The sequence below is a fragment of the Spirosoma oryzae genome, from assembly GCF_003002825.1.
In the GTDB taxonomy this organism is placed as follows: domain Bacteria; phylum Bacteroidota; class Bacteroidia; order Cytophagales; family Spirosomataceae; genus Spirosoma; species Spirosoma oryzae.
Map to the genome: position 1 here is coordinate 1 of NZ_PVTE01000005.1, position 26,536 is coordinate 26,536.

Below are 26,536 nucleotides of genomic sequence, written 5' to 3' on the forward strand. Positions count from 1 at the left end.
GCAGCGGCCGACCGCCCTTCAGGGGATTTAGGGGTAAAAAAGCTCCTTTGCGAAGTGCTCGGTTTTGAAGGCTCAAAACCCCTACAAGGTTAGCCTTTAGGGGGCGGGGGGTATTGTTAGCCGAAGGAAATTTGGCTTCTGGTAGTATTAAATCAAGAACTTAACAACTCTGCCCTTTAGAGGATTTAGGGGTGGAAGTGGCCTGCAAATTACACGAGCAAGACCCGGAAAAAGCAGTCCCAACGCGCTGCCGTGGGGTTATTACAGACAATCAACATCGGCGACGATACTGACCTGGCGTAAGCCTTTGTCTGTCAGAATGTCGTTGATGCGTTCCTGGATGAAGGCTTTCACCGCTTTGACGTTCACTTTGTCGCGTTCGAGCTTGATCAGAATGTCGTACAGAAACTGGTTTCGGATACGCTCGATCAGTGGCTCTTCCGGGCCTAGTACACGACTACTGCCGAGCGCGTCGGTTAGTTCGGCCGCGAGCCGGTCGGCGGCCTGCTGACTGATGCGCTTGTCGGTATGCCGAATCGTGAGTTTGATTAATCTGGAGAAGGGCGGGTAATTGAAATTCTGTCGCTCCTGAATCTCTTCTTCGTACAGCCCGATGTAGTCGTTCTGAATGATGCGCTGCAGTATCGACTGCTGCGGATTGGCCGTCTGAATCAGTACGGTTCCCTGCCGCCCCGCCCGACGCCCCGCCCGGCCACTGACCTGCGTGAGCATCTGAAACGAGCGCTCTGTTGCCCGGAAATCGGGGAAACGAATCAGCCGGTCGGCGTCGAAAATACCGACCAGACTCACGTTGTCGAAGTCGAGTCCTTTGGTAATCATCTGCGTACCGACCAGAATATCGATGCCCCCCGTTTCGAACTCCTGAATGATCTGCTGGTAGGCGTTCTTGGCGCGGGTGGTGTCGAGGTCCATCCGCAGAATTTTTGAGTCGGGAAAGAAAATCTGGAGTTGATCTTCCAGCTTCTCGGTGCCGAACCCAATCGTTTTCACCTTCGTAGAGCCGCAGGCCGGGCAGGTGCGCGGTACCTGTTCCTTGTGGCCGCAGTAATGGCACCGCAGTTCGGCGTCGCGTTGGTGGTAGGTCAGGCTGACGGCACAGTTGTCACATTCGGCGGTCCAGTCGCAGTCTTCGCATTGCATGTAGGGCGAATAACCCCGGCGGTTCTGAAACAGAATACTCTGCTCCCGACGCTCCATGTTCTGGCCCAGCGATTCCAGCAGCACCGACGAAAACTCCTGTTTCATGCTTTTCTGCTGCTTCTCCCGCTTCGTGTCGACCAGCCGGATGTCGGGTAGGGTCGCGTTGCCGAAGCGATTGAATAGCTCAACCAGTCCATAGCGCCCCTGTTTGGCCTGGTAGTAGGTTTCCAGCGCGGGCGTGGCCGAGCCCAGCAGTACCTTGGCCTGTTGCCAGTGCGCCAGCATAATCGCCACGTCGCGGGCGTGGTAGCGGGGGGCGGGGTCGTGCTGCTTGTAGGACGTCTCGTGTTCTTCGTCGACGATAAGCAGGCCCAGGTTGTCGAACGGCAGAAACACCGACGACCGAACCCCGACCACAAACTGATAGCGGCCCGATATGACACCTTTCCAGACTTCGACGCGTTCGTTGTCGGAAAACTTGGAGTGGTAAATGCCCATCTTGTCGCCGAATACGCGTTGCAACCGCACGACGATCTGCGTGGTCAGGGCAATTTCGGGCAGGAGGTAGAGTACCTGCGAACCCCCGCTCAGCGCCTGCTGAATGAGGTTGATGTACACCTCTGTTTTACCGCTACCCGTGATACCATGCAGCAAGACAACATTGCGGCTTTCGAACTGGGCCATGATGTCGTCCGACGCGCGCTGCTGGTATTCCGTCAGGCGGATTTCGGCTTGCGGTACGTGGGCGTCGGCGAAGCGCGGCTGGATGACCTCGAACGTTTCGAAGACCTGGTTTTTGACGAGCGTCGCCAGCGATGACTGCGACAGTTCGTCGTCCTGATTCAGAATCGTTTTGTCGAGTCCTTTCTGGTTCAATTCGGGGCTGCGCTGCATCGGTACGTGGCTGAGGTACCGCATCACTACTTCCTGCTGCTTCGGCAGTTTTTCGAGCCGTTGCAGCAGTACCAGCAGTTGCTCGCGCTCTTCGTAGTTGCGGTGCAGCCGGATCTTGCGCACCATTTTCGGGATGTACTTTTCCTTGACTTCCTCGAATACGATCACGGCCTGCTTCCCAACCAGCGACTTGATCAGCGCCGGTACGTTGGTGCCTTCGCCCGCCAGTCGACCCAGTTCGTCGTAGGAGAGGGCGGGCTGTTTTTTTAGCTCGGCCAGCAACACGGCTTCGAAGTCGGTGAGCAGTTCGGGATAATCGAAATCGGGGTTGTACTGCACCTTCGACTGACTCGAAATTTTCAGGCCCGACGGTAGCGCGATGTTCATCACCTCGCCAATCGTGCACATATAGTACTCGGCCATCCACCGAAACAGCTCGAGCTGATACCCCGTCACGAGCGGATATTCGTCGAGCACTTCGCTGATGTAGCGGGCCTGATAGGCGGTCGGGGGCGAATTGTGCAGTTTGGCAACGATCGCGGTCAGGACGCGGCTGTTCTTCTTGCCGAACGGTACGATTACCCGCGCGCCGATGCGGAGCAGGTCGGCCATGCCGCGTGGGACGCGGTAGGTAAACAGCCGGGGAACGGGTATCGGCAGAATCAGGTCGGCGAAAACCGTGACTTCGTCGGTATCTAGGGTTGAAAAAAGTGAGTAATCGGCGGTTTCCACAAGTTGAGTGCGGGCGGTACGTCAGGTAAATATACAAAACCCCATCCGCCCCCCGCTAATTCCGATCCGTAGAAAAAAGGCGAGGTTGTAGCCCGAACCAGCCTGTAGCCCAGACGTCCACGTCTGGTAGCCGTTAGGCTAGCTTCTGTATGCGGCAGCTGTGTTGGCCTGACGGCCTCCAGACGTAGACGTCTGGGTTACAAAATTTACGCCTTGAAAAACCTTTGTAAATAGACCGACTGTTATCAGTTTGTAGAATGACGCGAATGCGCTGAATTGACCATGGAAAACGAGCAACTATACGACGTACTAATTGTGGGGGGAGGCCCCTGCGGCCTGGCTGCGGGCATCGAAGCGCAGAAGGCAGGCCTGTCGCATCTGATTCTGGAAATGGGTAGCCTGACCGAGTCGATTCGGCAGTACCCGCGTCGGATGCGTTTTTTCTCGACGGCCGAAAACATCGAAATCGGTGGATTGCCGTTCCCTATTTCGGGCGTAAAAGCCGGGCGCGACGAAGCCCTGCAATACTACCGCAAAGTGGCGGCTTACTATAAACTGAACTTCAAGCTGTTCCAGAAGGTCGACACCGTCACGAAAGAAGGTGATGTTTTTACCGTGACGACAGCGATGGGCGACTCGTTTCTTGCCCGTAAGGTCATCATGGCGACGGGCTATTTTACCCGTCCCCGCTGGCTGGGTATTCCCGGCGAAGAGCAGGACCACGTATCGCATTACTACGACGAGCCGTTTAAATACTCGTTCACAAACGTAGTGATCATTGGCGCGTCGAACTCGGCGGTCGAAGCGGCCCTGGAGCTGTATCGGCACGACGTCAACATCACGGTTGTACACCGGGGGGAAGACTTCCGTAGCACGGTAAAATACTGGCTGGTACCCGACGTGAAAAACCGAGTGAAGGAAGGCAAGATCAAGACGATGTTCGACTCGGTCGTGACGGCGATCGGAACGGATACGGTAACGGTTAACAACCTGAAAACGGGCGACGAAACCCAACTCCCCGCCGATTTCGTGCTGGTCCTGACGGGGTACATCCCCGACGCAGATCTGTTGCGCCGATGCGGTATCGAACTGGACCCCGACACGCAGGTACCGGTTTACAACAAAGAAACCTTTGAGACAACCGTGCCGGGGCTGTACGTCTGCGGAACGGTGATGGCGGGAATTCACACGGAGAAGGTGTTTATCGAGAACGGTCGCGAACATGCGCAGGCCATCATCGACCATATCGTCGGCCGCGAAATTCACCAGGTCAAAGAGCTGATCCAGCGGATTTAATTGTCGACGGGATTATCATTTTTTTGACAGGATTACAGGATTAGCCTGATTTCGATTGGCTGCACAAACCGATAAGACGGATATTGCAGTGTCAAGCGAGGTTTTGATAGTCGGATCGAAACGTCAGTTTGATCCGATATAGCGGAAAAGAGAAATCCCGTCAATCCTGTAATCCTGTCAAAAAAATGCCCATTCGCCTGCTTGTTGCCTGCCTGCTGCTGTCGCTGACCACGTTTGCTCAAACGCCCGCCAACGACTGGACAAACCGCTACTGGACAGCAAAATGGATTGCCTGTCCGGGGGCACCTGCCAGGCAGTACGGCGTCTATCACTTTCGCAAGACGATCAGCTTGCCGCAGAAGCCGACACGTTTTCTGGTGCACGTATCGGCCGACAACCGGTATCAGCTATTCGTCAACGGCAAACGCGTAGCCCTCGGTCCGGCCCGCAGCGACCCGCAACACTGGTACTATGACAGCATCGATCTGGCTCCCTTCTTACAGGCGGGGTCGAACACGCTGGCGGCACTGGTCTGGAACATGGGCGAGGGAATGCCGGTGTCGCAGACAAGCTACCAGACGGGTTTTATCGTGCAGGGCGATACCGATGCGGAGAAGCTGGTTAACACCGACAACAGTTGGAAAAGCTACCAGAACCGGGCCTACGCACCCATCAAAAACGACATACCCAAACTGCGGACCTATATCGTCGTTGGCGAGGGTGATCGGGTCGATGCCGTGCAGTATCCGTGGGGCTGGGAACAGGCTACGTACAGCGATGCGGACTGGAAACCGGCGCAGCAACTGTGGTTTCAGGCTAAACCGCGTGGCTTCGGTACCGACGGTAACTGGCAGTTGATGCCCCGCCCGATTCCGATGATGGCCGAGCGGCCGATTCGTCTGCAAACCGTCCGGCGCACAGCGGGCGTAGCGATGACAAACGCTTTTTTACAGGGCAAGGCCCCCGTTACCGTCCCCGCCAGTACGACGGCGACCTTCCTGCTCGATCAGGACCACCTGACCAACGCCTATCCCGAACTGACGGTCAGCGGTGGGAAAGGCGCTACCGTGACGCTATCGTATGCCGAAGCCCTGATCGATCAGGCGGGTAAGAAAGGAAATCGCAATGAGGTCGACGGGCGGCATGTGCTGGGTTTCGACGATCAGTTTATCGCCGATGGGTCGGCCCGCCGTATGTTCCGGCCGGTTTGGTTTCGCACGTATCGCTATGTGCAGCTAACGGTCGAAACAAAGGAGGAGCCGCTGGTGCTGGAAGACTTGAGCGGCCAGTTTACGGGCTACCCGTTTGTCGAGAACGCACAGGTGACGACCAGTGATTCGACGCTGAAGACTATCTGGAACGTCGGCTGGCGTACGGCCCAGCTATGTGCCGGCGAAACCTACTACGACTGCCCCTACTACGAGCAACTACAATACACCGGTGACACCCGCATTCAGGCGCTGATTTCGCTCTACGTGTCGGGCGACGACCGGCTGATGCGCAAGGCGATTACCGACTACGATAACAGCCGGTTTAGCGACGGACTGACGCAGAGTCGCTACCCCTCGTCGGACTTTCAGGTGATTCCGACCTTCTCTCTGTTCTGGGTTTGTATGCTGCACGACTACTGGATGCACCGCCCCGACGATGCCTTCGTGAAATCGATGCTGCCGGGGATGATGGCCGTGCTGAACTGGCACGAACAGCGGCTGGCGAAAACCGGTATGAACGGTCCACTGTCCTGGTGGAATTTCGTCGACTGGTCGGACTGGAAGGGAGCTACCAACGAAGCGTCTGGTGGTGTGCCTAACGGTGCGCGCACAGGCGGATCAAGCATTCTGACCCTGCAACAGGCGTACACCTACCTGCGGGCGGGCGACCTGCTGGCGCATTTCGGGCAAAACGAGCGTGCCGAACACTACCGCGAACTGGCCCGTCGGCTGAACAAAGCCACTGTTGCGCAGTGCTACGACGCGGGCCGGGGGCTGTTTGCCGATACACCCGCCAAAATAAGCTTTAGTCAGCATGCCAACATCCTGGCCGTATTAACCGATGCCGTACCCGTTGCCCAACAGGCCGCGCTCCTGCAAAAGACAGTCAGCGACACCAGTCTGACCCAGGCTACATTTTACTTCAAGTTTTACCTGTTCGAAGCACTACGCAAATCAGGTTTGGGCGACCAATTCATTCCCCAACTGAGACCCTGGCGCGATATGCTGGCGATGGGTCTGACGACGTTCGCCGAAAATCCCGAGCCGACGCGGTCGGACTGTCACGCGTGGAGTGCCTCGCCCCTGTACGAACTGCTGGCGACAACCTGCGGTATCCGTCCCGCCGAACCGAACTTCAAAACCGTCCGTATCGAACCCAGCTTCGGCCCGCTGACCAGCATTACGGGGAAAATGCCGCATCCGAAAGGCGAGATTGCCGTGCAGTTCCAGAAGTCCGCCACGGGCGGCCTGTCGGGTACCGTCACCCTACCCGCCGGCCTGACCGGTACGCTGCGGTGGAAAGGCAAGTCACTACCCCTGAAAGCCGGTACCCAATCCGTGAGTTTGTAGATGCGTAACGGGCAGAATGGGCGATTGATTTGGTCCCGCGCAGCGAATGGTCGGATGTGTCGGGGTAACTCGTCTGGTCTTGGCCCGCGCTCAATAGGGTTTGAGCGCGGGCCCACAGCTATGAAGCATCAACGCGTCGTAATTACTGTCAGCGTGGTTAACTCCGCTGGAAATACGGTTAGCTTCCTGCGAACGGTTTGGAGTGGTGGGATGCATGCTCTTATAAGTGCTTGCAAAAAAGCTATTTGTCGATTTAGCGCTGGTATTCTTCCAGACGTTTAATTACTACTATCGAACCCTGAAAATCGCCCCTATTTATGCTCGATCTGCTGTAAACGGCTATAGAGTATGTATTCAATTTTAGAACATTGGTAACGAGACAACGGCAGGTATCGGTGCCTTTCAAAAACAGGATGCTATGAGAAAATGGCATCCTAATCCGGCTCTTCCCACGCCGGGTACCACACTGGCTGTTCACGATATTGCCGAAGCAACGATGCTGGTTAATCCCAAACCAACCCACAACTACGAAAAAAAGACGCAAGGTAAACGGACTTTGCCAAAGCTAGAGGTGGCCCACTTCCACACGTGTCTAGCCGTGGGCAAATCGATACAAGGTGATTGCTGTTCGATGCTGGTAGCGGTCTACAACCAGCTATTTCCTTTTATCAGTTGGTAACTCGGCGGGTTTGTCTGAATAGACAACGTAGTCCCAGGTGCGAAGTTCATAATCAGGGTTGGGGGTTTTCACCACTATCCGAACCAAGTGTTTTTTATTCGGCAACTCGTACTTCCAGCATAGATCGTATCGCCGGGTGAGGAAGCTGGTCGGTAACCGGACTGTTTCCTGCTTGATATCATCGATGTAGACATCTGCTTCCAGCGTGGCTTCAGGTAAGTCAGTACGTTTTTTGGCCGCTACCCCGCGCAATGAAAAGCCGGTGCCAGTGAAGTCGAAGCTAAACTCGGTTTTGCCACTTCCCTGACTAAAAGGCGTTTTGGCAACAGGAAACAGACCTGTAAAGCTCTGTTCGAACCGTACCATTTTAAGGGGAACCCGTCTAATTGTCACTCCCTGGTCGTCAACCTGTCCGCCGTTGCGCTTGATCATCTCAAGGGCATGCTTATAACTGATCGTATACACCTTATTGAGTGACATGCTCGTATGCTTGAAAGGCATGTCTTCGATAGATGAGAAGCCCATCTTGAAAAACGCAGGGATCTTCCGATAGCCCAGCATTGTCCCCAGAATACCACCTGCCGACGACGGATTACAATCAGAGTCCTGACCGGCGCGGGTCGCTATGTCCAGCGTCTTTCTGAAATCGCCCTCGCCGTATAACAGGCCTAGCACGATATACGCTGCGTTCAATTTTGCGTCAATATCCAGAGCGGCAAAGGTGCCCTCCGGACAGCCAATGTCTTCGGACCATTTTTTCTGAATCTCCATCCAGGTCTGCTTCCAATCGGCTGGGTACTTCTTATGCCAGGCAATGACATCGGCAATGCACTGGTAAAACTGGCTTTGGGGCGGAATAGCGCCAAGCGCTTGGCTTACTACCGATGGAATATCGGTCGATGTAAAGGCCAGCGAGTACATCGCTCCGACATAGACCCCGCCGTACCAGCCGTCGCCATAGTTCATAATGTGCCCGATCTTATCGCCGATCAGGATGGCCGCATTAGGCATCCCCGGTGCCATAAGTCCAGAGAAGTCCGCTTCAATCTGAAAGTCAATATCATCAGCATGGGGGTTATTGCGCCAATGGCCCGACAGCGGTGGATTGATGCCGTTGAGGATGTTGTAACGGGCGGCTTGATTGGCGTGCCACAGGTTATACCCTGCCTGCGCAAAAGCATGGGCAAACGAATCGACTGGCGCATCCAGCCCCACCCGATCAAGTACTTCCACAAACGTGAGGTCCATGTAAGTATCATCGTACAGGTCGGGGTTCGCGAGCATAGTCTTTTTCAAATAGCCGTCGTACCAGACGATGGGCTGGTAATCCTGGATAAATGTGCCATTGTATCTGAATTCTGTAGGCCCACCAAACGTAACGCCTATAGTTTGCCCGGCCCACCCTCCTTTTATCTTGTCTTTCAGCGCGTCTGTAGTCAGCCTTATCGTCTGGTTTGCTAATGGCATGCGCTTCTTCTGGGCGAAGGTGCTGAAGCCCGAAAGCAAAAATAAATAGATGGTCAGCTTTGATAGTAGTGGCATGGATGAGGGCAGTTTAGTAAAAAATGAGCACGCGTTTTTGGCGAATGAAGCAGACTATTTTAATGGGTCATCAGCCCTGACCTAACCGCATTGTAGGAAAACTGGGTATATATGTTTCGCCACGTTGTAAATGCACATACACATCCACGCCAGACTACAGCTGCGATCATGGTCCTGCCCCAGTCTGTGAGCCATGACAGAGCTTGTTTGACTACAGGCAAGGATGCTAGTTCTCACTCCTGTAAAGTATACGACATTACACACGGTAGTCATCAGATGAGTACTACCGTGCGTCGACAAACAGGTTGTCAGGCAAAGCAACATGGCCAAAAAAAACTACTGAGGCTGTCTGGATACGACAACAGACTTTCGATGAATTATAAGCTGGACCTTTGTTAGATCCGCTAGTTGGCTACAGCCCTGTACGCAAACAAGTATTTTGCTGTAAAGCATCGTAACGATGTCTTTTTGTGTCAGTCTTCAGCTGTGAACCCTGGCGGCAACCGGCCTGCGCTAAAACTACAGGCCTACGTAATAGTCGTAGCCGCGCTCGGCCCAGAAATCGCGGGGGCGTTCGTCGGAGAAGAAAATCCGGCCGATGCGTTTGAGATTCTTGACGCCGTACTTCACCGGAATAATCAGGCGGAGGGGCGCACCGTGTTGTGCGTTGATGGGTTGTCCGTTGTTCTCGTACGCCAGCAGCGTCTGTGGGTGCAGGGCACTCTCAATGTCGATACCTACGTAATAGCCTTTGTCGGGTGTTTCCATGCCGACGTGTTTGAACAGATCGTCGGGCTGATCGGGGTTGGGCGCGTTACCACTACGGGTGCCGAGCTTGTAAGCGGCCAGAAAATCCGATAGCCGCGCACCAGCCCAGTTCTGCTTCTGACTCCAGCCTTCGATGCATTTGAACTCGTACGTAATCTCGTGTTTTGGTAACGCCTTGATCGCGTCCATCGACAGGAGCAGCGGTTCGGCATTGGCCCGGTCGACTTGCAGTTGCCAGTCGTCGGTAACGGGTTTTTTGATGCCCTCGTAGCCGTTGACGCGGGCCGGGCGGGCCGCCTGTTTCGGGTCGAACGTGGGGACAAGGTGTGCGTTGCTGAAATAAGTTTTGGCAACCGTTTCGTTTTCGTTCAGCACCAGCCGGAGCGGGCGCTTCACACCCATCGCGTTTTTGCTGTCAGCAATATACTTGTACAGTCCTGCTGAACCGGCGGCTGCCAGGGCAAATACGCCAAACGAAATCAGCGTTTTCCGGCGTGTAACCGATTCGGGAACGTCTTCTTCGGGAAGTTTAGGCTCAGTTGACTGGCTCATGACAGGGCGGGTTGAGTAGGGGAAGCTGGATCGGACGGGTGGACGGGCGCAACCGGCTGACTGGCTGGTCGTTCGGGATCGCCGGGTTTAACGACTTCGAATCCCGTTATCATCGACTGGAAATTGTGCCAGCCGGCGCGGGCCACCTGAATCACGTGAACAACGAAAAACAGCACGAAGCCTACGGTCAGTGTGAAATGCTCCAGACGGGCGGCTTCGTAGCCACCCAGCAGTGTTGTCAGCCAGGCAATCTGCACGGGTTTGTAAATGGCGAAGCCCGTCAGTACGGAGCCAATGCCCATCAGCATGACGGTGAAATACGCAATCTTCTGCGCGCCGTTGTACTTCACGAAAGGCGGTTGGGTTTTGCGCAGGCCGAGGTCATACAACACAACCTGCCCCGCTTCCCGAAACGAGTTTCGGTCGGGTACCAGATGTCGCCATTCGCCAGAGATGAACGTGTAGGCTACGTACAGGATACCGTTCAGAATGAACACCCACATAAACACCCAGTGCCAGGCCATGCCTTCAGCCAGTCGGAAGGGCACCTTCAGGGCTTTGTAGAAGCTATCGGGGAAAAACGACAGCAGCACATAGTCGCCGATCTGAATCTTGTACGGGTCGTAGGCCCAATAGATGAGCAGACCGCTCCAGATCATCACGAACAAGACCGGGAAGTTGATCCAGTGGAACCACCGGATCGCCAGCGGATGCTTATGCACAATGCGTTTCATACTAATCGTGTCGATGAAAACTCGTCTACTACCAATACGATAGATTGCGGGCAAAGGTTTGGCCGGGGGAAATTTGTTATACTTACAACCGCCCGGTGTATCGGGCCACCTGATTCCTTATCCTATGCAACTCAAAACCATTGACGTCGGACCGTTCAAACTCGACGGGGGCGCCATGTTCGGCGTCGTGCCGAAAACGATCTGGCAACGAACCAACCCGGCCGACGATCGTAACCTGTGCGAATGGGCGCTGCGCTGCCTGCTGATCGAAGACGATAACCGACTGATGCTGGTCGATACCGGCACCGGTGATAAACAGAACGATCGCTTTTTTGCTTTTTACGACCTACCCAACGGCAAAACACTGACGAGTGAAATTGAACGGGCGGGCTACGCGGCCAGCGACGTGACCGATGTCCTGCTGACGCACCTGCATTTCGACCATGCCGGGGGCGCGGTTCATTACGCCGACACCGACCGAACCATACTGGCACCGACCTTCGCCAATGCTACTTATTGGGTGCATGGCGAGCAGTGGCACTGGGCCATGACCCCCAACCCACGTGAGCGGGCAACTTACCTGCGCGAAAACCTGCTGCCCCTCCAGGAAAGCGGACAGCTTGCGTTTACGAATGAGCGCGATCATGGACTTAGCGGACTGGAACTGCTGTACGTCGACGGGCATACCGAAAAGATGACGCTGCCGAAAATCCAGTATGCCGGTCGGACGTTGTTATTCTGCGCCGACCTGATTCCGTCGGCTTCGCACGTTCCCATTCCATATGTGATGGGCTACGACATCCGGCCGCTGGTAGCGATGAGTGAAAAGGAACACTACCTGGAGCAGGCCGTCGACGGCGACTGGATCCTGGTGTTCGACCACGACCCCTACGTCGAAGCGGCTGTGCTGGAGCGAACCGAAAAAGGAATCCGGGTTAAACAGAGCGGTAGGCTGGCCGAGTTGTTATAGTCGCGGGCCTGCTTGTCGGGTGCAGCCACTAGTTTGTTTGTTATGAAAATTGGATTGGTATTGTCGGGGGGCGGTGCCCGTGGTATTGCTCACCTGGGTGTTATCAAGGCGCTTCAGGAGATGGGACTGACGTTCGATCAGATCTCGGGAACGAGTGCCGGTGCTATCGTGGGGGCCCTGATTGCACAGGGCTACACACCCGACGAAAGCTTGAAGCTGTTCGAGTCGTCGTCGTTTATGAAGCACCTGCGTCCGGCCTGGAACCGCATGGGTTTACTCCGGCTCGATACCGCCACCGAGCTGTTTCGTACCTATATCCCGCACGACTCGTTCGAGGGGTTACACATTCCCTTACACGTCGTCGCTGTTGATCTGCTCGATGGCGTACAGGTGCTGTTCGAGAAGGGCGAACTGATTCGGCCGGTGCTGGCGTCCTGCTGCCTGCCGGGTATTTTCGAACCCATGCTCATCAACAAACGGCAATACATCGACGGTGGCGTATTGAACAACCTGCCTATCGAACCCATTGAGCAGAAGGTCGACCGGGTGATTGCCTCACACTGTAATCCGTTTGGTATGTCGCGGCCGATCCGGTCGGTGCGGGGCGTTATCGAACGCAGCCTGATTCTGGCCGTACAGAGCAAAACCCGCGACAAATTCAACCGCTGCAACGTACTCATCGAACCTACCGATCTGGTCGGCTTCGGTCCAACTGACATCAGCAAGGCAAGGGACGTATTTCGGATCGGCTATCGACATACAATCGCCATGCGTGCCGACATTGAACAGATGCTTCAGGAAGGGTGCGGCTGACCCGTACCACACTCTGTACGATGCAAACCGCTGGATATACCGTCCAGCGGTTTTTTATTCTATAGGGAAACTACTCAGCGATAATGATTGAAAAATAGCCGGAAGTAGGCAGTTGTTATTATATGGTACTAATCTAAGTTGAACTATAATCAAAATAAAATTCTGATTTGAAAGTGTGTAGTGGAATTTTGATAACACATTTTATTGTGAAGCAATATTATGTATGGTAACTAATATTTTTTAGTTTTGTTCAAACCGTATTGTAGGTCTAATCTAAACTAACTGATGTATGAGGATAATTCTACTGGTGAGTGTGCTGTTCGTGTGCTCATTGGCCGGCCCTGTCTGGGCTCAGGATCGAACCGTCACGGGCAAGGTAACCGCTTCGGAAGACGGTAGTTCAATACCGGGTGTATCGGTCGTTGTAAAAGGAACCACGCGTGGGGCAAACACCGATGCGAATGGGGCTTACTCGATCAGCGTACCGACCAATGGTGGCGTTTTGGTGTTTAGTTTCGTCGGCTCTACGTCGCAGGAAGTACAAGTTGGTAACCGGTCGGTTATTGATGTAAAGCTGGCCAATGACTCCAAACAACTGGGCGAAGTAGTCGTAACGGCGTTAGGTATTCAGCGTGAGAAAAAAGCGCTGGCCTATGCCACAACAAATCTAAAAGGCGACGCGCTGCAGCAGCGGTCGGAGCCCGATCCACTCCGTGCGCTGTCGGGTAAGGTTCCGGGTGTCAACATCACGTCGGGTGGTGGGGCACCGGGGCAGGGTACCAAGATCAACATTCGGGGGAATACCTCCTTTACCGGAAACAACCAGCCGCTATTCGTCGTCGATGGTATTCCGTTCGATAACTCGTCGAACAGTGCCGGGTCCAGCTATGCGAATAACAGCGTCGTTTCGAACCGGGCTTATGACATCGATCCGAATAACATCGAGACGATGACCGTTCTGAAAGGAGCGGCTGCTTCGGCTCTGTACGGCTCGCGGGGAGCCAACGGCGTTATCGTTATCACAACGAAATCGGGTAGCAAAAGCGCCAAACGTGGTCTGGAGGTAACCTACAACGGGTCGTATTCAACCGAAAAAATTTCGACCATTCCCGACTACCAGAACACGTACTCGCAGGGATCGAACCAAACGTACAATGGTGGCTTTATCGGTAACTGGGGTACGGTGATGCCGTCGGAAGTCGACCGGATCAATGCCGCCCTCGGCTTTGAGCGCTATTCGAAAACCATCGTCAGTGGCTACCCGGAAGGAACCGTGCCGAACCCGATCGTCGGTGTGCCGTATACGGCTGCCCGCTACAAATCGGTGTTCCCCGAACTGCTCGACGCCAACGGTAACGCACTGCCCGTTCCGCTACAGTCGTACGACATTATCGGTGGTTTCTTCAAGACGGGTAACGTTATCGAAAACAGCGTCAATATCAGTTCGACGGGTGACAAGACATCACTGAACGCCGGCGTATCGCGCACGACCAACAACGGGATTATTCCCAACTCGTTCTCGAAACGTACGTCGCTGAATTTCGGTGGTAGCGCTACGCTGAACAACGGCCTGCACATTGCCGGTAACGTAAACTACGTCAATACCGATCAGCAGAGCCCACAATCGGGTGCATCGTTCTTTACTGATTATAGCTCAGGGTCGAGCAGCTCGATTTACGACCGCTTGTTCTACCTGCCCCGTAACTACAACCTCAACGGCTATCCGTTCGAGAACCCTGTCGATGGCTCGAACGTATTTTATCGGGCACTCGACAACCCGCTCTGGATTGCCAAATACAACCTGTACACGTCGGACGTAAACCGCATATTCGGTAATATGACCTTGAATTACGACGTGAAGCCCTGGCTTAATCTGACCGCACGCGGTGGGGTGAATACGTACCACGAAACGCGCCACAACAACCTGCGGCCGGGTGGTACGGTTTATCCGCTGGGGCAGGTATCCCGTACGGAGCTGACGAAGACCGAAACTGACTTCACTTTTCTGGCAACGGCAACCCACGATTTCAGTGAGCGGTTCAACGCGCACCTGCTGGTAGGGTTCAATGCCAACGAGCGGAACTATGCGCAGGCGGTCATGATCGGTACGCAGGTCATCGATGCCAACGTGATGAACGTAGGCAGTACGCTGACACAGACAGCGGGCGAATACAACGAGAAGCGTCGGATATATGGCGTATTCGGCGAACTGGGTCTGTCGTACAACAACTTTGCGTTCCTGACGGCTACGCTCCGCAACGACCATTCATCCACACTGTCGGCGTCGGCCCGTAGCTACTACTACCCGGCTGTTTCGGGTTCGTTTGTGTTCACCGATGCATTCCATCTGCCCAAGAATATCCTGAACATGGGTAAGATCCGGGCGAACTACGCGATGGTGGGTAAAGACGCCGATCCGTACCAGGTGTACACCCAGTACTACCTGAGCCGGCAGTACGTCAATGGTACCGCTATTTCGGTAACGGGACTGCCGTCGACGCTGAACAACCTGAACCTGAAGCCGGAGTTCACGACCGAAACAGAGATCGGTACCGAGTTACAGTTTTTCAACAACCGGATCAACCTCGACCTCGCTTACTTCTACCGTAAGTCGACGGATCTGATTGTGCCGCGCCGGATCGCTACGTCGACGGGTTTCTACAACGAAATCACCAATGCCGGCCGGATCGACAACAAAGGATTGGAAATCGGTCTGACACTGGTACCGGTGCGGCTACAGAATGGCTTCGAGTGGTCATCGACGTTTGCCTTCACACGGCTGCGTTCCAACGTAGTTGATGCGGGTCCGTCGGGCGAAATTTTTCTTGGCGGTACAGGGCTGTCATCGCTCGGAACGATGCACCGTGTCGGCAACCCGTTCGGTATGATCTATGGTACGGTAAACGCGCGTGACGATAATGGCAAGCTGCTCATCAACTCCAGTACGGGGTTGCCGTTTACCCTGCCTCAATCCCAATTGCTGGGTAATCCGGCTCCGAACTTCACGCTGGGTTGGACGAACTCGATCTCGTTTAAAGGCTTCAATCTGTCGGCGCTGATCGATTACCGTCAGGGGGGCAAAATCTTCTCGGCAACGGCGGCTTCGCTGCTGCTGCGTGGTCAGCTGAAAGGTACCGAAGACCGGGAAGGTATGCGCGTGATTCCGGGTGTGCTGGGTGATCCGGCTACCTATAAACCGATTCTGGACGAGAACGGTAGTGAAATTCGGAATACTATTCCGATGTCGGCTTTCCAGTATCACTTCTCCAGTGGTTTCGGTGCGTACGGTGCCGACGAAACCAACGTCTACGACGCTACCGTGATCCGGCTGCGTGAAGTAACGCTGGGCTACAACGTACCCAAAGCGTTCCTGAATCGCTATCTGAGGGTATTCGGTAGCCTGCGTGCGTCCGTATCGGGCCGTAACCTGTGGTTCAAAGCGCCCAACATGCTGAAAGGACTCAACTTCGATCCGGAAGTGCTGGCCAGTTATCCCGACGCCAACATCCAGGGCTTCGACCTGGGCGCAGCGCCGTCGACCCGCCGGTATGGTGTCAACCTGACGGCCACCTTCTAATCATTCCGTCCATCTCATTACTCTTTCTGATTGGATCAATGAAACGACAATATATACCATTAAAAAAGTGTCTGTTAGCGGGGGCGCTGCTCTGGATGAGTTCGTGCCAGCTGACAAATCTCGACATCAATACCAACCCTAACCTGCCGGCTTCGGGCTCGCTGAAACTGCTGTTGCCGAACGCCGAACTGGCCGCTGTCAATGCCGCAACGCAGGTGATGGGTAGCGCTTCGGGTTTTTCCGGCCTGATGAGCAGTTCAGACGACTACGACCTGAACAACAACTCCTTCAACGGTACCTGGGATAATTTTTATCTACAGATGCAAAGCGTCGAGCAGATGCTACGGGCAACCGAAGACGGCGCAAATCCGTACTATCGGGGTATCGCCATGGTACTGAAAGCCTACGCCGTAGGCAACATGGTCGACACGTTCGGCGATATTCCGTACTTCAACGCTTGGAAAGGTAATGTCGATGGTACCGATCGGTCGGTGAAGTTTGACAAGGACTCGGAGATATACGAAGACCTGCTCAAACTGTGTGATCAGGCTGTCGCTGAATTTGCCAAAAATCAGGCGGTAGCCGTGCAGGGTGATTTCATCAACAACGGTAGCGCAACGTCCTGGATTCGGCTGGCAAAAACGGTAAAGCTGCGTCTGTTGATGAACTCGCGCAAAGGCCGGTCGACGGGTAATGCCGATCTGAAAGCTGCCTTTGCCGCTGGCGGGTATATCACCAGCTCTAGTCAGGATTTTTATTACCAGTATTCGACCCAGATTTCACCGGTCGACAACCGGCACCCCTGGTTTCGTAGCGCGTACCTGTCCGACAACGGTTTTACGTATATCAACCATCAGCTGATGGGCGAAATGATTCTGAATAAAGATCCGCGTATGCCGTTCTATTTCTATCGGCAAACCTCGCGCGTGCTGAATCAGTCGGACCCGACAGACCGGGGTACTACGCCGTACGGAGGAACCTACATGCCGCTTCGGGCTTCCTTCCTGGCGGAGTACAAGAGCGTATTCTACAACAATCAGCAGGATCTGACGTCCGACGACATCGCGTATATCGCGGGGATCTTCGGTCGTGACCGGGGCGACAATACCGGTGCTGCGGCCGATACGCCGTTACGGACAGCACCCGGCGCTTATCCGGCTGGTGGCTTGTATTCGGGTCGCGAAATTGCAGCCAAAGCCCTGACCGGGGGAACGGGCAATGGTAACGGTATCTGGCCCCTGATTACGAGCTGGAACGTGAAGTTCTACCAGATCGAAGCGATTCTTGACGGAACCGGCGTGTCGGGCGACCCACGGTCGCTGTTCGAGTCGGCCATGCGCGAACAGATTGCCCTGGTTGTCAATACAGCCCTGAAGGTCGACTCGAAGTCAGTGGCTCCGTCGACGTCTAGCATCACGGATTACGTAAATGCCTGGCTGAAACTATACGACGCTGCACCGAGCGATCAAAGTAAGCTGAACGTTGTAGCGAAGCAAATCTGGTTTTCAAGCTGGGGGCAGGGGCAGGAAATCTGGAACCTGATGCGCCGGACGGGCTACCCGCTACAGGGGCAGTTCAAGCAGTTCTCCACAACGATTGAGGCTCCCATTCTCAAGCCGAAACGTCAGTACGCGTTGCGCCTGCCTTATCCGTCGCAGGAAGGTAGCCTGAATGCCAACGCAGCCCCGTACATCCAGAACGTCGTGTTCGATCGTGATCCCATTTTCTGGGATAAAACCAAGGTTACGTGGAGCTTCTAAACTAATCGACCGGGCCGGCCGGCACGCCCTGCCGGCTGGCCCATCAAGTGAAATTGACCATGAAAAAATTAGTTACTTACGCACTTTCGTTTAGTCTGCTGGTCCTGCTGGGTTGCCGCGATGAGTCGCTCAACCCGCTACCCGGCTGGGACCCCGGTGTTCATGCCTTCGGCGTATTCGATGGCGTAGCTGAGTCCGGCAAAGCTAATATCGTCAGCTACGCAAAGAATTTTCCGAAAACCGGTCAGGATCAGTCGTCGGCTGCCATTCCGTTCAAGATTCGCTGGGTGTCGCTCGACAATAAGCTGACCGTGAACAAGATCGAGATCTACGTTGACATGATCGAGAACTACACCGACGCCGACGGAAACCCAAAGTCGGTGTCGCTCGGCAACGGTGGCAAGCTGGTGAAAACGATCAGCCCATCGGCTGCTAACCGGGAGTGGAATTCGTTCAGTCTGGCACCCGTCGACATTTACAACCTGTACAAGGATGCGACGGTGAAGTACGACAAAGTCAACGCGGTAAGCGTGTTCAACAACCCGGCCAATGCTCGCCCTACGGGTAAGTGGTTCAACGGAACGGAATACTTTGTCATGGTGTGGCGGCTCTATACGACCGACGGACAGGTATTCAAGACGTGGAATCCCGACAGTATCTGTGGTGATCCAACGCCCGTTTCGCAGGCCAATGCCAACTGTAGCCTGACCTGGGACGTGAAATAATCAACTTGTATCTGACTAAGTAATGCGGAACAGCAGGCCATCTTTGGTCTGCTGTTTTTGTTCGATAAGCGAGGCTGATTATGGCGATGACATCCGTAAAAAAAGCAGTGGCTCTGGCTCTGTGGCTGCTCGTCTGGCGCAGTCTGGTCAGTTATAGCCAGACACCAACCTACTACGCCGATGTGCAGCCGATCATCAGTCGGCACTGTGTGGCCTGTCACCAGCCGGGTGGGGTGGGGCCGTTCAGCCTGCTGACATACACTGACGTCAGGAAGCGGGGTACTTTCATCGGTAACGTAACGCAGAGCCGATACATGCCCCCCTTCCCGGCCGACCGGACGTTTCAGCATTACGCCAACGAACGCGGTCTGTCGGAGCAGGAAATCGGGACGATTCAGCGGTGGGTAACGGCCGGAATGCCCGATGGAAATGCCAAAACCAGTAACGCCACCGCACAACAACCGACTGCAACTGCCGACGCCCGCAAACCCGACGTAGTGCTCAGGATGAAGCCCTACGCCATCAAAGGCGATGGACGCGAAGATTTTCGCTATTTCCACGTACCTATGCAACTGGCCAAAGACATCTGGGTCGAAGCTATCGAGTTTGTGCCGGGTAACCGGAAGCTGTTGCACCACAGTCGGCTGATGATTGACTCGACAGGTACTATGGCGGGTATAAATGAGATCAGCGAAGATGATCCCAGACTGCGCGATTTTCAGCGTACGCCGTTGGCCGACGAGTTCCTGTACGGCTGGGTGCCGGGCAACGACCGGGTTACGTTTCCGGCAGGTACGGCCAAGCGAATCCGGGCAGGTAGTGACCTGATTCTCAATATTCACTATGCGCCTTCTGCCAAACCGGATACCGATCAATCAGAGGTGCGGCTGTACCTGAGTCACGACGCTAACCCCCGGCCGGTTCATACGCTGACACTGACCGAACGGACGATTACCAATCAGCCGTTTGTGCTAACCGCCAACACGAAGCCGACCTTCTACATGAATTATGGACCGTTGCCCGATAGTATCCAACTGTTATCGGTGTTACCGCACCTGCATCGATTAGGCCGCTCGGTGCGGGCATTTGCCGTTACGCCCGACGGTGATGCGATCAATCTGATTTCCATTCCCGACTGGGACTACAACTGGCAGTTGTCGTATTTTTTTCGGAACCCCCTGCTGCTGCCAAAAGGAGCGACGCTGATCGCTGAAGCGATGTATGATAACACCGATCAGAATCCGCTCAACCCGAATCGCCCTGCCCGTGACGTGCGTTACGGCTGGAACGCTACCGATGAAATGATGAACCTTGTCTTTTACTACGTCCGCTAGGGGTACAGTCCCAGCGCGTATAGGGTACTTTCGGAACTAGCCTTTCAGACCAATTTATAGGACAAGTAAGCCACAGCAGCATTTCACGCCTTCTGCCCAGCGGAGTTTCTACACTTTTTCATAACATAGCCGGTTATCAACGATTTCGCGAAGGTGAATCAGCATTTTTTTTACACATCAACTTGATACTCAAATTGAGCCAAACGTGAATACTGTATCGGTATGCTATGCTCCAAGCGCAGCCGGAAATTGAATTTAATCGACAATCGATTAACAGTATGCGTAGTATAAAGCAAGGTTTATTAGTTGTAGTTGTCGGATTGTGCGTTGCCAGTAGTATTAGCTTCAGCCAACACTACAGCACCCGACTGCAACACGTACAATTCAAGGACAAGATCTTGGCGACGAACCTTGGCAGCTTCGCCCGGGAATCTGGTGCTAAGGTCGTCCGCGTTCAAATTCGGAAGCAGCCAGATGGGTATTTATACCAACTCGCCCGCGTCTATTATTTGGATTTTGTTGAAGATCGACTGACTGTAAATTGGGCGCAGTGGAACAACAAACTCATTCTGTTCTACGACGATGGCGCACTACCTGATGTGTGCACTATAACCGATACCGCCACGATTGCAGACTTGCTCCAGTACGCCAGAACACTGCTACCCAAAATAGCAGTTCCTAAAAGGACTGCGCCTATAACCAAAGACGCCATACCAGTAAATCTCAAGTCAGTAATGATCGATGGTACAGAGTGGACGTTTAAGGTAGCTAATGGTCGAGAGCTATTTTTTAACAGCAGTACGAGCTATGATGGAAGCGATGCGCAGGTTGACTTACCTGCTGTGCCGGAGCAGCATAACTAGTCATTACAGAGCAGCTTGCTCGGTGCTATAAGAAAAGGCTTACCTATCTCAGCGCTAATCGACAAATAGAAAATACCAGTGGAAAGCCGCCGGATAAGTCATCTGGCGGCTTTTTCATAATTCTTCGACACTTGCCACGTATACGGCGGCTTAGGTCCACAAGTATAGCCTGGAAATCAGCGAACGTATGCACTGCCTGCTTGTCCCGGTCTACTACGCATTGTTTGCTCAATTATAAGTATAATCCTGTATTGTGATAAGCAGTAGTATAGTCAGTATAGAGCGAAAATTTATGGTATACCGGTAGAATATTCTGCACAAGTTTCTACTGGTAGAATGAATTATAAATAGGTTAAAATAGATCGGAATATAATACTGCGAGTATGTACACGAATATATTTGTAATTGTACTTATTGCTTACCTAACACAAAATACTTTATGAGAAAAGTTCTATGGCTGAGTATGCTCCTAGTGTGCTCACTATTGCGTGTTGTGCAGGCCCAGGATCGTAGGGTTGTCGGCAAGGTGACAGCAGCCGAAGATGGGGCTGCCATACCGGGTGTATCGGTCGTGATTAAAGGGACAAGCCGGGGAACAACGACCGATGCGGGTGGTACATACTCGTTGTCGGTACCTCAGAAGAAGGGTACGGTTTTAATATTTAGCTTCGTAGGTTTTAAAACGCAGGAGCTTACCCTAGAAGGCGATACAGAATTGAATGTCAGCCTGGCATCTGATTCTAAACTGCTAACCGAGGTTGTTGTGACGGGTAGTGGTATCGCGACCAGCAAGGCTAAACTCGGTATTTCAGTAGAAAGCATATCGTCGAAAAATCTCCCCCAGACCCCAACAGCATCTATCGACCAGGCGCTGATTGGTAAAATTCCGGGAGCGCAGATTTCGTCGGTTAGTGGTAACCCCGGTGCGCCTGTCAATATTTTATTACGTGGTATCAACTCGGTGCAGGGTAGTACCAGCCCACTAATCATGGTTGATGGTGTACAGGTGGCGGGTACGGACATAAACTCGCTCGACCTGAGCAACGTCGATCGGGTCGAAGTCGTGCAGGGAGCTGCTTCATCGTCGATTTACGGTGCCCAGGGGGCTAACGGCGTAATCCAGGTCTTTACCAAAAAGGGTAAGAAAGGTCGTACATCCGTCAGCTTCTCCAGCAGCTACTCGACCAACCAGTTTCTGAACACGGGTAACGTACACAAGGCCGACAAGCACTCCTGGCTGACTGATGCCAACAACAACATCATCAGCGCAACCACAGGTCAGCCGCTGGCTTACAACGAAAACGGCTCCATCGTTGGGCTGTCGTATCAATACGGGGGTGCTACGCGCTACGCCATTCAGAACATCAACAACGATAATAACAAAGCGTATGATGCTAATCTGAAATACTACGATCACTTCAAGCAGGTATTCCAGACAGGTAGCACGAGCAACAACAGCATTACCATTTCGGGTGGTGGCGAAAAGAGTGATTACAGCATTACGGCGTCGAATAACCATACCGTAACGCCGATCCTGAAAAATGGCTATCTGGACCGTAATAACCTGTCGGCTAATATTGGCACGGAAGTATTCAAAAACTTTACGATCCGCTCCAGTACGCAGCTGATTTATACGAAAAATACGCTGCATCCGGGTCTGGGTGCTACTTACGCGGTTGGAACAAACGGTAGTACAGGACCGGGTACCGGGGCTGTATACGGCTTCCTGAACACGTCGCCGTTCTTCGATCTGACCCGTCCGCTGGCTGATGGTACGTACGCGGTTCACCCACTAGCCGACTTCGTCAGTGTAAACTCCAGCAATCCGTATTATGTGCAGGAGTATACCGACGGGTTGAACAACAAGATTGAAGTACTTCAGAATTTCGACGCGAACTACAAAGTCAACAAATTTGTCGAACTGGACGCTAAGTACGGGATCAACTATCGGAATGAAGCTGCCCGCTGGACCTATTATAACCAGTCGGCTAACGTCAGCTCGAACTATTACAACAACTGGTCGGGTAACAACGCGTCGGATAACAAGGGAGAAATAGACAACTTCCAGTACACGAATACCTTCCAGAACTTCCTGGGTACGGCTTACATCCGCACGAACTTTCAGGAAGATTTTCGGAGTAAACTGCCCATCGAAACCAGTACGCAGGTATCGTTCGACTATCGTAAAAATCGGTCGACGGATTACCGTACCTACGGTTTAGGGCTGGGTATGGCTCCGCCGTACAACATTCAGGCAACATCGTCGCAGGCCGTTTCGTATGATTATGTTACGCCCTTCATCACGTACGGCTATCTGGTCAATCAGAAAATTACGTATGGCGATCTGTTTGGCGTAACGGGTGGCTTCCGCAGCGACTGGTCATCGGCCTTTGGTGGTGGTTCAAAGCCCTTCACGTTCCCGCATGCCGATGCGTTCATCAACCCGCTGTCGTTCTTTAAGAACAGTAGTATCGCCAACGCGCTGCCGTATTTCAAGCTGCGGGCAGCCTACGGTGAAGCGGGTATTCAGCCGGGTGCATTCGACCGGTATCCGGTATTGGGTCAGCAGAATTTGGGTTCCGGGCTGGTGTATACGGTGCCAACCACCACCAACAACCCCAATCTACAGGTTGAAGTATCGAAAGAACTGGAATTTGGTACGGACTTTACCGTTGGCGGAACGGCTGGTCGGTCGTGGCTGAACTCGATTACGGGGTCGTTTACGTACTGGAAGCGCAAGAGCGAAAACGTGATCTACTCAGTGAGCGTACCACCTTCGCTGGGATCAACGGGGCAGCTAACCAACGCCATCAATATGTCGTCGAATGGGGTGCAGTTCTCGCTGACGTTACCCGTATATAACTCACGCGGCCTGAAATGGGATTTCACGACCAACTTCGGTCATCAGCTCTCGATGATCGATAAAATTTCAGGTGGTGCCGACATTATTCTAAGCACGAGTGCCGGTAGTACTGCGCTGGTACTGACCCCTGGTCAGCCAATTGGTCAGGTATACGGTTACAAGGCACTGACCAGTCTCGATTACGTCAATCAGGAAGGGCAGCGGTACATTACCCCGGCCAATGAGGGGCAGTACCAGATCGTTGACGGGCGCGTCGTAAACAAATCGACTTACCAGATGCAGTTCACCAACGAGACGTACCCGCTGATGAACCCGAATCCGAAATTCAATATGTCGTTCATCAATGGCGTTTCGTTCAAAGATTTTCTGACGCTGAATTTCCAGTTCGACTGGGTGTATGGCAGCCATCTGTATAATCAGACGAAAGAGTGGATGTATCGCGACGGCATCAGCGGGGACTTCACCAAACAGGTGACTATCGACGGTAAGACGGGGGCTTTCCCGGCCTACTGGTCGAGTGCGTATTATAACCTGTGGGGAAGTCTGCGCGGAGCGGGTAACAACGCTACTAAAGACTTCTTCGTGGAAGATGCTTCGTTTGTACGGCTGCGTAATATCTCGCTGGCTTTCGACATCGCCAAAGTGGTGAAGATTCCGTACCTGAGTCGGGCACAGATCGTCTTTACGGGTCGTAATATCCTAACGTTCACGAAGTACACAGGCTACGATCCTGAAATTAGCTCGGGAGCCTCGAACTCCTCGTTCGACCGGGGCGTCGACCATAGCACGCTGCCCAACATCAAATCGTACCAGGTGGGTCTGAACATTGGCTTCTAATCTTCAAACGTCGTCACACATGAACTTTATTTCTAAACATACATTAGTAGCAACTGCCTGCCTGACTATAGCCTTATTGGCAGGAAGTGGTTGTAAGGACCAACTGGATGTAGGGAACCCCAACGCGCCAACGCTTTCCGCCAACGTCAATACCGAAGCCGGACTGATTTCGTTTGCACAGGGTGGGGTGTACATCAACGGTTTCGCCAACGGCGATGGCTGGCTGGGCGATAGCTACTTTTCGCTGCCCTGGGGTTACAGTGCTTTGATGGCTGACATCGTCGGCGCGGACGCGTCGAACAATCAGGTCACGACGATTGGCGTACCTGACTACATCATTCTGGATGATGGTACCAAGCAGACTAACCCGGCTCCGCAAATCGGTATCATCCGGGCGTACAACAACCGGGCGTCTTCGGGGGCTGGTAACAACCCACTTTATTACCAGTGGCTGAATATGTACGCGCTCAACAACGCCTGTAATCAGGTGTTGGCTACCGTCGACAAGATTTCATTCTCGGGCGACGCAAGCTCGAAAAAGAACACGGTGAAAGCCTGGTGTTACTGGTGGAAGGGCTACGCCTACGCGTCGATTGGATCGATGTACTACGCGGGATTGATCGAAGATCAGGCAGGCGCAACGAACGGTAATTACGTGTTGCACGATGCCGTCATTACGCAGTCGAACAATTACCTGAACCTGGCCGCGACCACGCTGAGCAGCATCACGAGTACAAGTGACTATCAGTCGATGCTGGGTCAGCTGATACCGGCGGTGAATCAGGTAGGGCTGGGTGGTGTGCCAACGGTAGAGGTGTGGAAGCGAAACATCAACACGATGCTGGCCCGGAACATTATTGCCAACAAACTGGCTCCGTTCGTCAACGGGAATACCAGCGCGACCATCGCCAAATCATCGACCTCGGCCATGACCGCTGCCGATTGGAACAGCGTGCTGACGCTGGCGACAAATGGTATCCAGAAAAACGACATCGTGTTCACTGGTCGTAGTACGGCACAGAATTACTTTTTCTCGCCCACCGGTGGTACCGTATCGGCGCTGACGACAAACCCGAACACGGCGTCGACGTTCAAGATCAGCGAACGCTTCATTCAGTCGTTCAACTCGGGCGATAAGCGGCTGTCGAACAACTTCGACACAAAAACTATGTACAAGAATAACTACACCTACACCACGCGTTACAGCATGGTAAACGGCGGTAACGGCGCGTCGGGGGTGTATGTATATGGCAACCGGACGGCTGGTGCCTATGAACTGTACATTGCCGGTAGCTACGAAGAAAACGCACTGATGCTAGCCGAAGCCAACCTGCGACTGGGTAACATCGAGAAGGGGCTGGCTTATATCGATGACGTTCGTAACTATCAGGGAGCTGGTGTTGCAGCCGTAGCCGGTACGGGCCTGACGCTGGCCAAAGCCATGACCGAGTTAACGAAAGAACGGCGTGTTGCGCTGTTCAGTCGGGGTCTCTCATACTACGACAGTCGTCGGTGGGGCTGGATTTACGACATTGCCAACGGTGGTGGTAGCTACGGTAACACGGTTGTAACGACAGCCGGAGTCGTTAATAAAAACGTGACTATCAGCTACAATTTCCTCGACTATTGGGACGTGCCGGCTGATGAATCGGTGCTAAACCCATCGACGTCGGGTGTTGCCACACAAAACCCGAACTTCTAGGTACAGACTACATTTGTAGAATTTAGTCAACCGGGGGGCTACGCTACGTAGCCCCCCGGTTTTTTGTTTCGCCAATTCGTAAGTGATAAGTTAAAAATTGACTTTATCCGTATGTGGGATTGTATGATTTTGTGGTTATTGCTGTTAACCAAATTTTAAGCCGTACTTTGTTG

The 26,536-nt window shown here is 53.6% G+C and carries 15 protein-coding genes; 11 read left to right on the forward strand and 4 right to left on the reverse strand.

Annotated features, from left to right (window positions below; translation table 11 throughout):
* Positions 1–261 precede the first annotated feature (261 nt).
* The gene (priA, locus tag CLV58_RS06650) at positions 262–2,787 is read right to left on the reverse strand and encodes a replication restart helicase PriA (protein ID WP_106137018.1); all 2,526 of its coding nucleotides are present in this window, start codon (positions 2,785–2,787) and stop codon (positions 262–264) included.
* 282 nt (positions 2,788–3,069) lie between these two features.
* Between priA and CLV58_RS06655 the strand changes: the two genes are divergently transcribed.
* Both CLV58_RS06655 and CLV58_RS06660 read left to right on the forward strand, forming a co-directional pair.
* A complete protein-coding gene (locus tag CLV58_RS06655) occupies positions 3,070–4,083 on the forward strand; it encodes a YpdA family putative bacillithiol disulfide reductase (RefSeq protein ID WP_106137019.1) in 1,014 nt (337 codons plus the stop codon).
* A gap of 185 nt (positions 4,084–4,268) precedes the next feature.
* Positions 4,269–6,644, forward strand: coding sequence for a family 78 glycoside hydrolase catalytic domain (locus CLV58_RS06660; RefSeq protein ID WP_106137020.1), 2,376 nt, complete (start codon positions 4,269–4,271; stop codon positions 6,642–6,644).
* A 655-nt stretch (positions 6,645–7,299) separates the two neighbouring features.
* Here the strand turns inward: CLV58_RS06660 and CLV58_RS06670 are convergent.
* From CLV58_RS06670 to CLV58_RS06680, 3 genes are all read right to left on the reverse strand, one after another.
* Positions 7,300–8,865, reverse strand: a complete 1,566-nt coding sequence (locus CLV58_RS06670) for an ADP-ribosylglycohydrolase family protein (protein ID WP_106137022.1) — start codon at positions 8,863–8,865, stop codon at positions 7,300–7,302.
* Between the two features lie 519 nt (positions 8,866–9,384).
* Positions 9,385–10,185, reverse strand: coding sequence for a molybdopterin-dependent oxidoreductase (locus CLV58_RS06675; protein ID WP_106137023.1), 801 nt, complete (start codon positions 10,183–10,185; stop codon positions 9,385–9,387).
* Entirely contained in the window at positions 10,182–10,919 is a 738-nt protein-coding gene (locus tag CLV58_RS06680; RefSeq protein ID WP_106137024.1) for a cytochrome b/b6 domain-containing protein, read from the reverse strand. The genes CLV58_RS06675 and CLV58_RS06680 overlap by 4 nt, the downstream gene beginning before the upstream one ends.
* A 124-nt stretch (positions 10,920–11,043) precedes the next feature.
* Here CLV58_RS06680 and CLV58_RS06685 point away from each other — a divergent pair, with 124 nt between their 5' ends.
* From CLV58_RS06685 to CLV58_RS06725, 9 genes are all read left to right on the forward strand, one after another.
* Complete coding sequence (locus CLV58_RS06685; RefSeq protein WP_106137025.1) at positions 11,044–11,889, forward strand: MBL fold metallo-hydrolase; 846 nt, start codon at positions 11,044–11,046, stop codon at positions 11,887–11,889.
* Positions 11,890–11,931: 42 nt separating this feature from the next.
* Positions 11,932–12,702, forward strand: a complete 771-nt coding sequence (locus CLV58_RS06690; protein ID WP_106137026.1) for a patatin-like phospholipase family protein — start codon at positions 11,932–11,934, stop codon at positions 12,700–12,702.
* Positions 12,703–12,991: 289 nt separating this feature from the next.
* Positions 12,992–16,279 carry a SusC/RagA family TonB-linked outer membrane protein gene (locus CLV58_RS06695; RefSeq protein WP_106137027.1) on the forward strand — a complete coding sequence of 1,096 codons (3,288 nt, stop codon included), beginning with the start codon at positions 12,992–12,994 and terminating at the stop codon, positions 16,277–16,279.
* Positions 16,280–16,317: 38 nt separating this feature from the next.
* On the forward strand, positions 16,318–18,039 hold the full coding sequence (locus CLV58_RS06700) for a SusD/RagB family nutrient-binding outer membrane lipoprotein (RefSeq protein WP_106137028.1): 1,722 nt from the start codon (positions 16,318–16,320) through the stop codon (positions 18,037–18,039).
* A 59-nt stretch (positions 18,040–18,098) separates the two neighbouring features.
* On the forward strand, positions 18,099–18,764 hold the full coding sequence (locus CLV58_RS06705; protein ID WP_106137029.1) for a hypothetical protein: 666 nt from the start codon (positions 18,099–18,101) through the stop codon (positions 18,762–18,764).
* Positions 18,765–18,850: 86 nt separating this feature from the next.
* Complete coding sequence (locus CLV58_RS06710) at positions 18,851–20,098, forward strand: hypothetical protein (RefSeq protein WP_106137245.1); 1,248 nt, start codon at positions 18,851–18,853, stop codon at positions 20,096–20,098.
* Positions 20,099–20,325: 227 nt separating this feature from the next.
* Complete coding sequence (locus tag CLV58_RS06715; protein WP_106137030.1) at positions 20,326–20,961, forward strand: hypothetical protein; 636 nt, start codon at positions 20,326–20,328, stop codon at positions 20,959–20,961.
* A gap of 439 nt (positions 20,962–21,400) precedes the next feature.
* Positions 21,401–24,661, forward strand: a complete 3,261-nt coding sequence (locus tag CLV58_RS06720) for a SusC/RagA family TonB-linked outer membrane protein (RefSeq protein ID WP_106137031.1) — start codon at positions 21,401–21,403, stop codon at positions 24,659–24,661.
* A gap of 19 nt (positions 24,662–24,680) precedes the next feature.
* Positions 24,681–26,363: a RagB/SusD family nutrient uptake outer membrane protein gene (locus CLV58_RS06725; protein WP_106137032.1), complete on the forward strand. Its 1,683-nt coding sequence runs from the start codon at positions 24,681–24,683 to the stop codon at positions 26,361–26,363.
* Positions 26,364–26,536 lie beyond the last annotated feature (173 nt).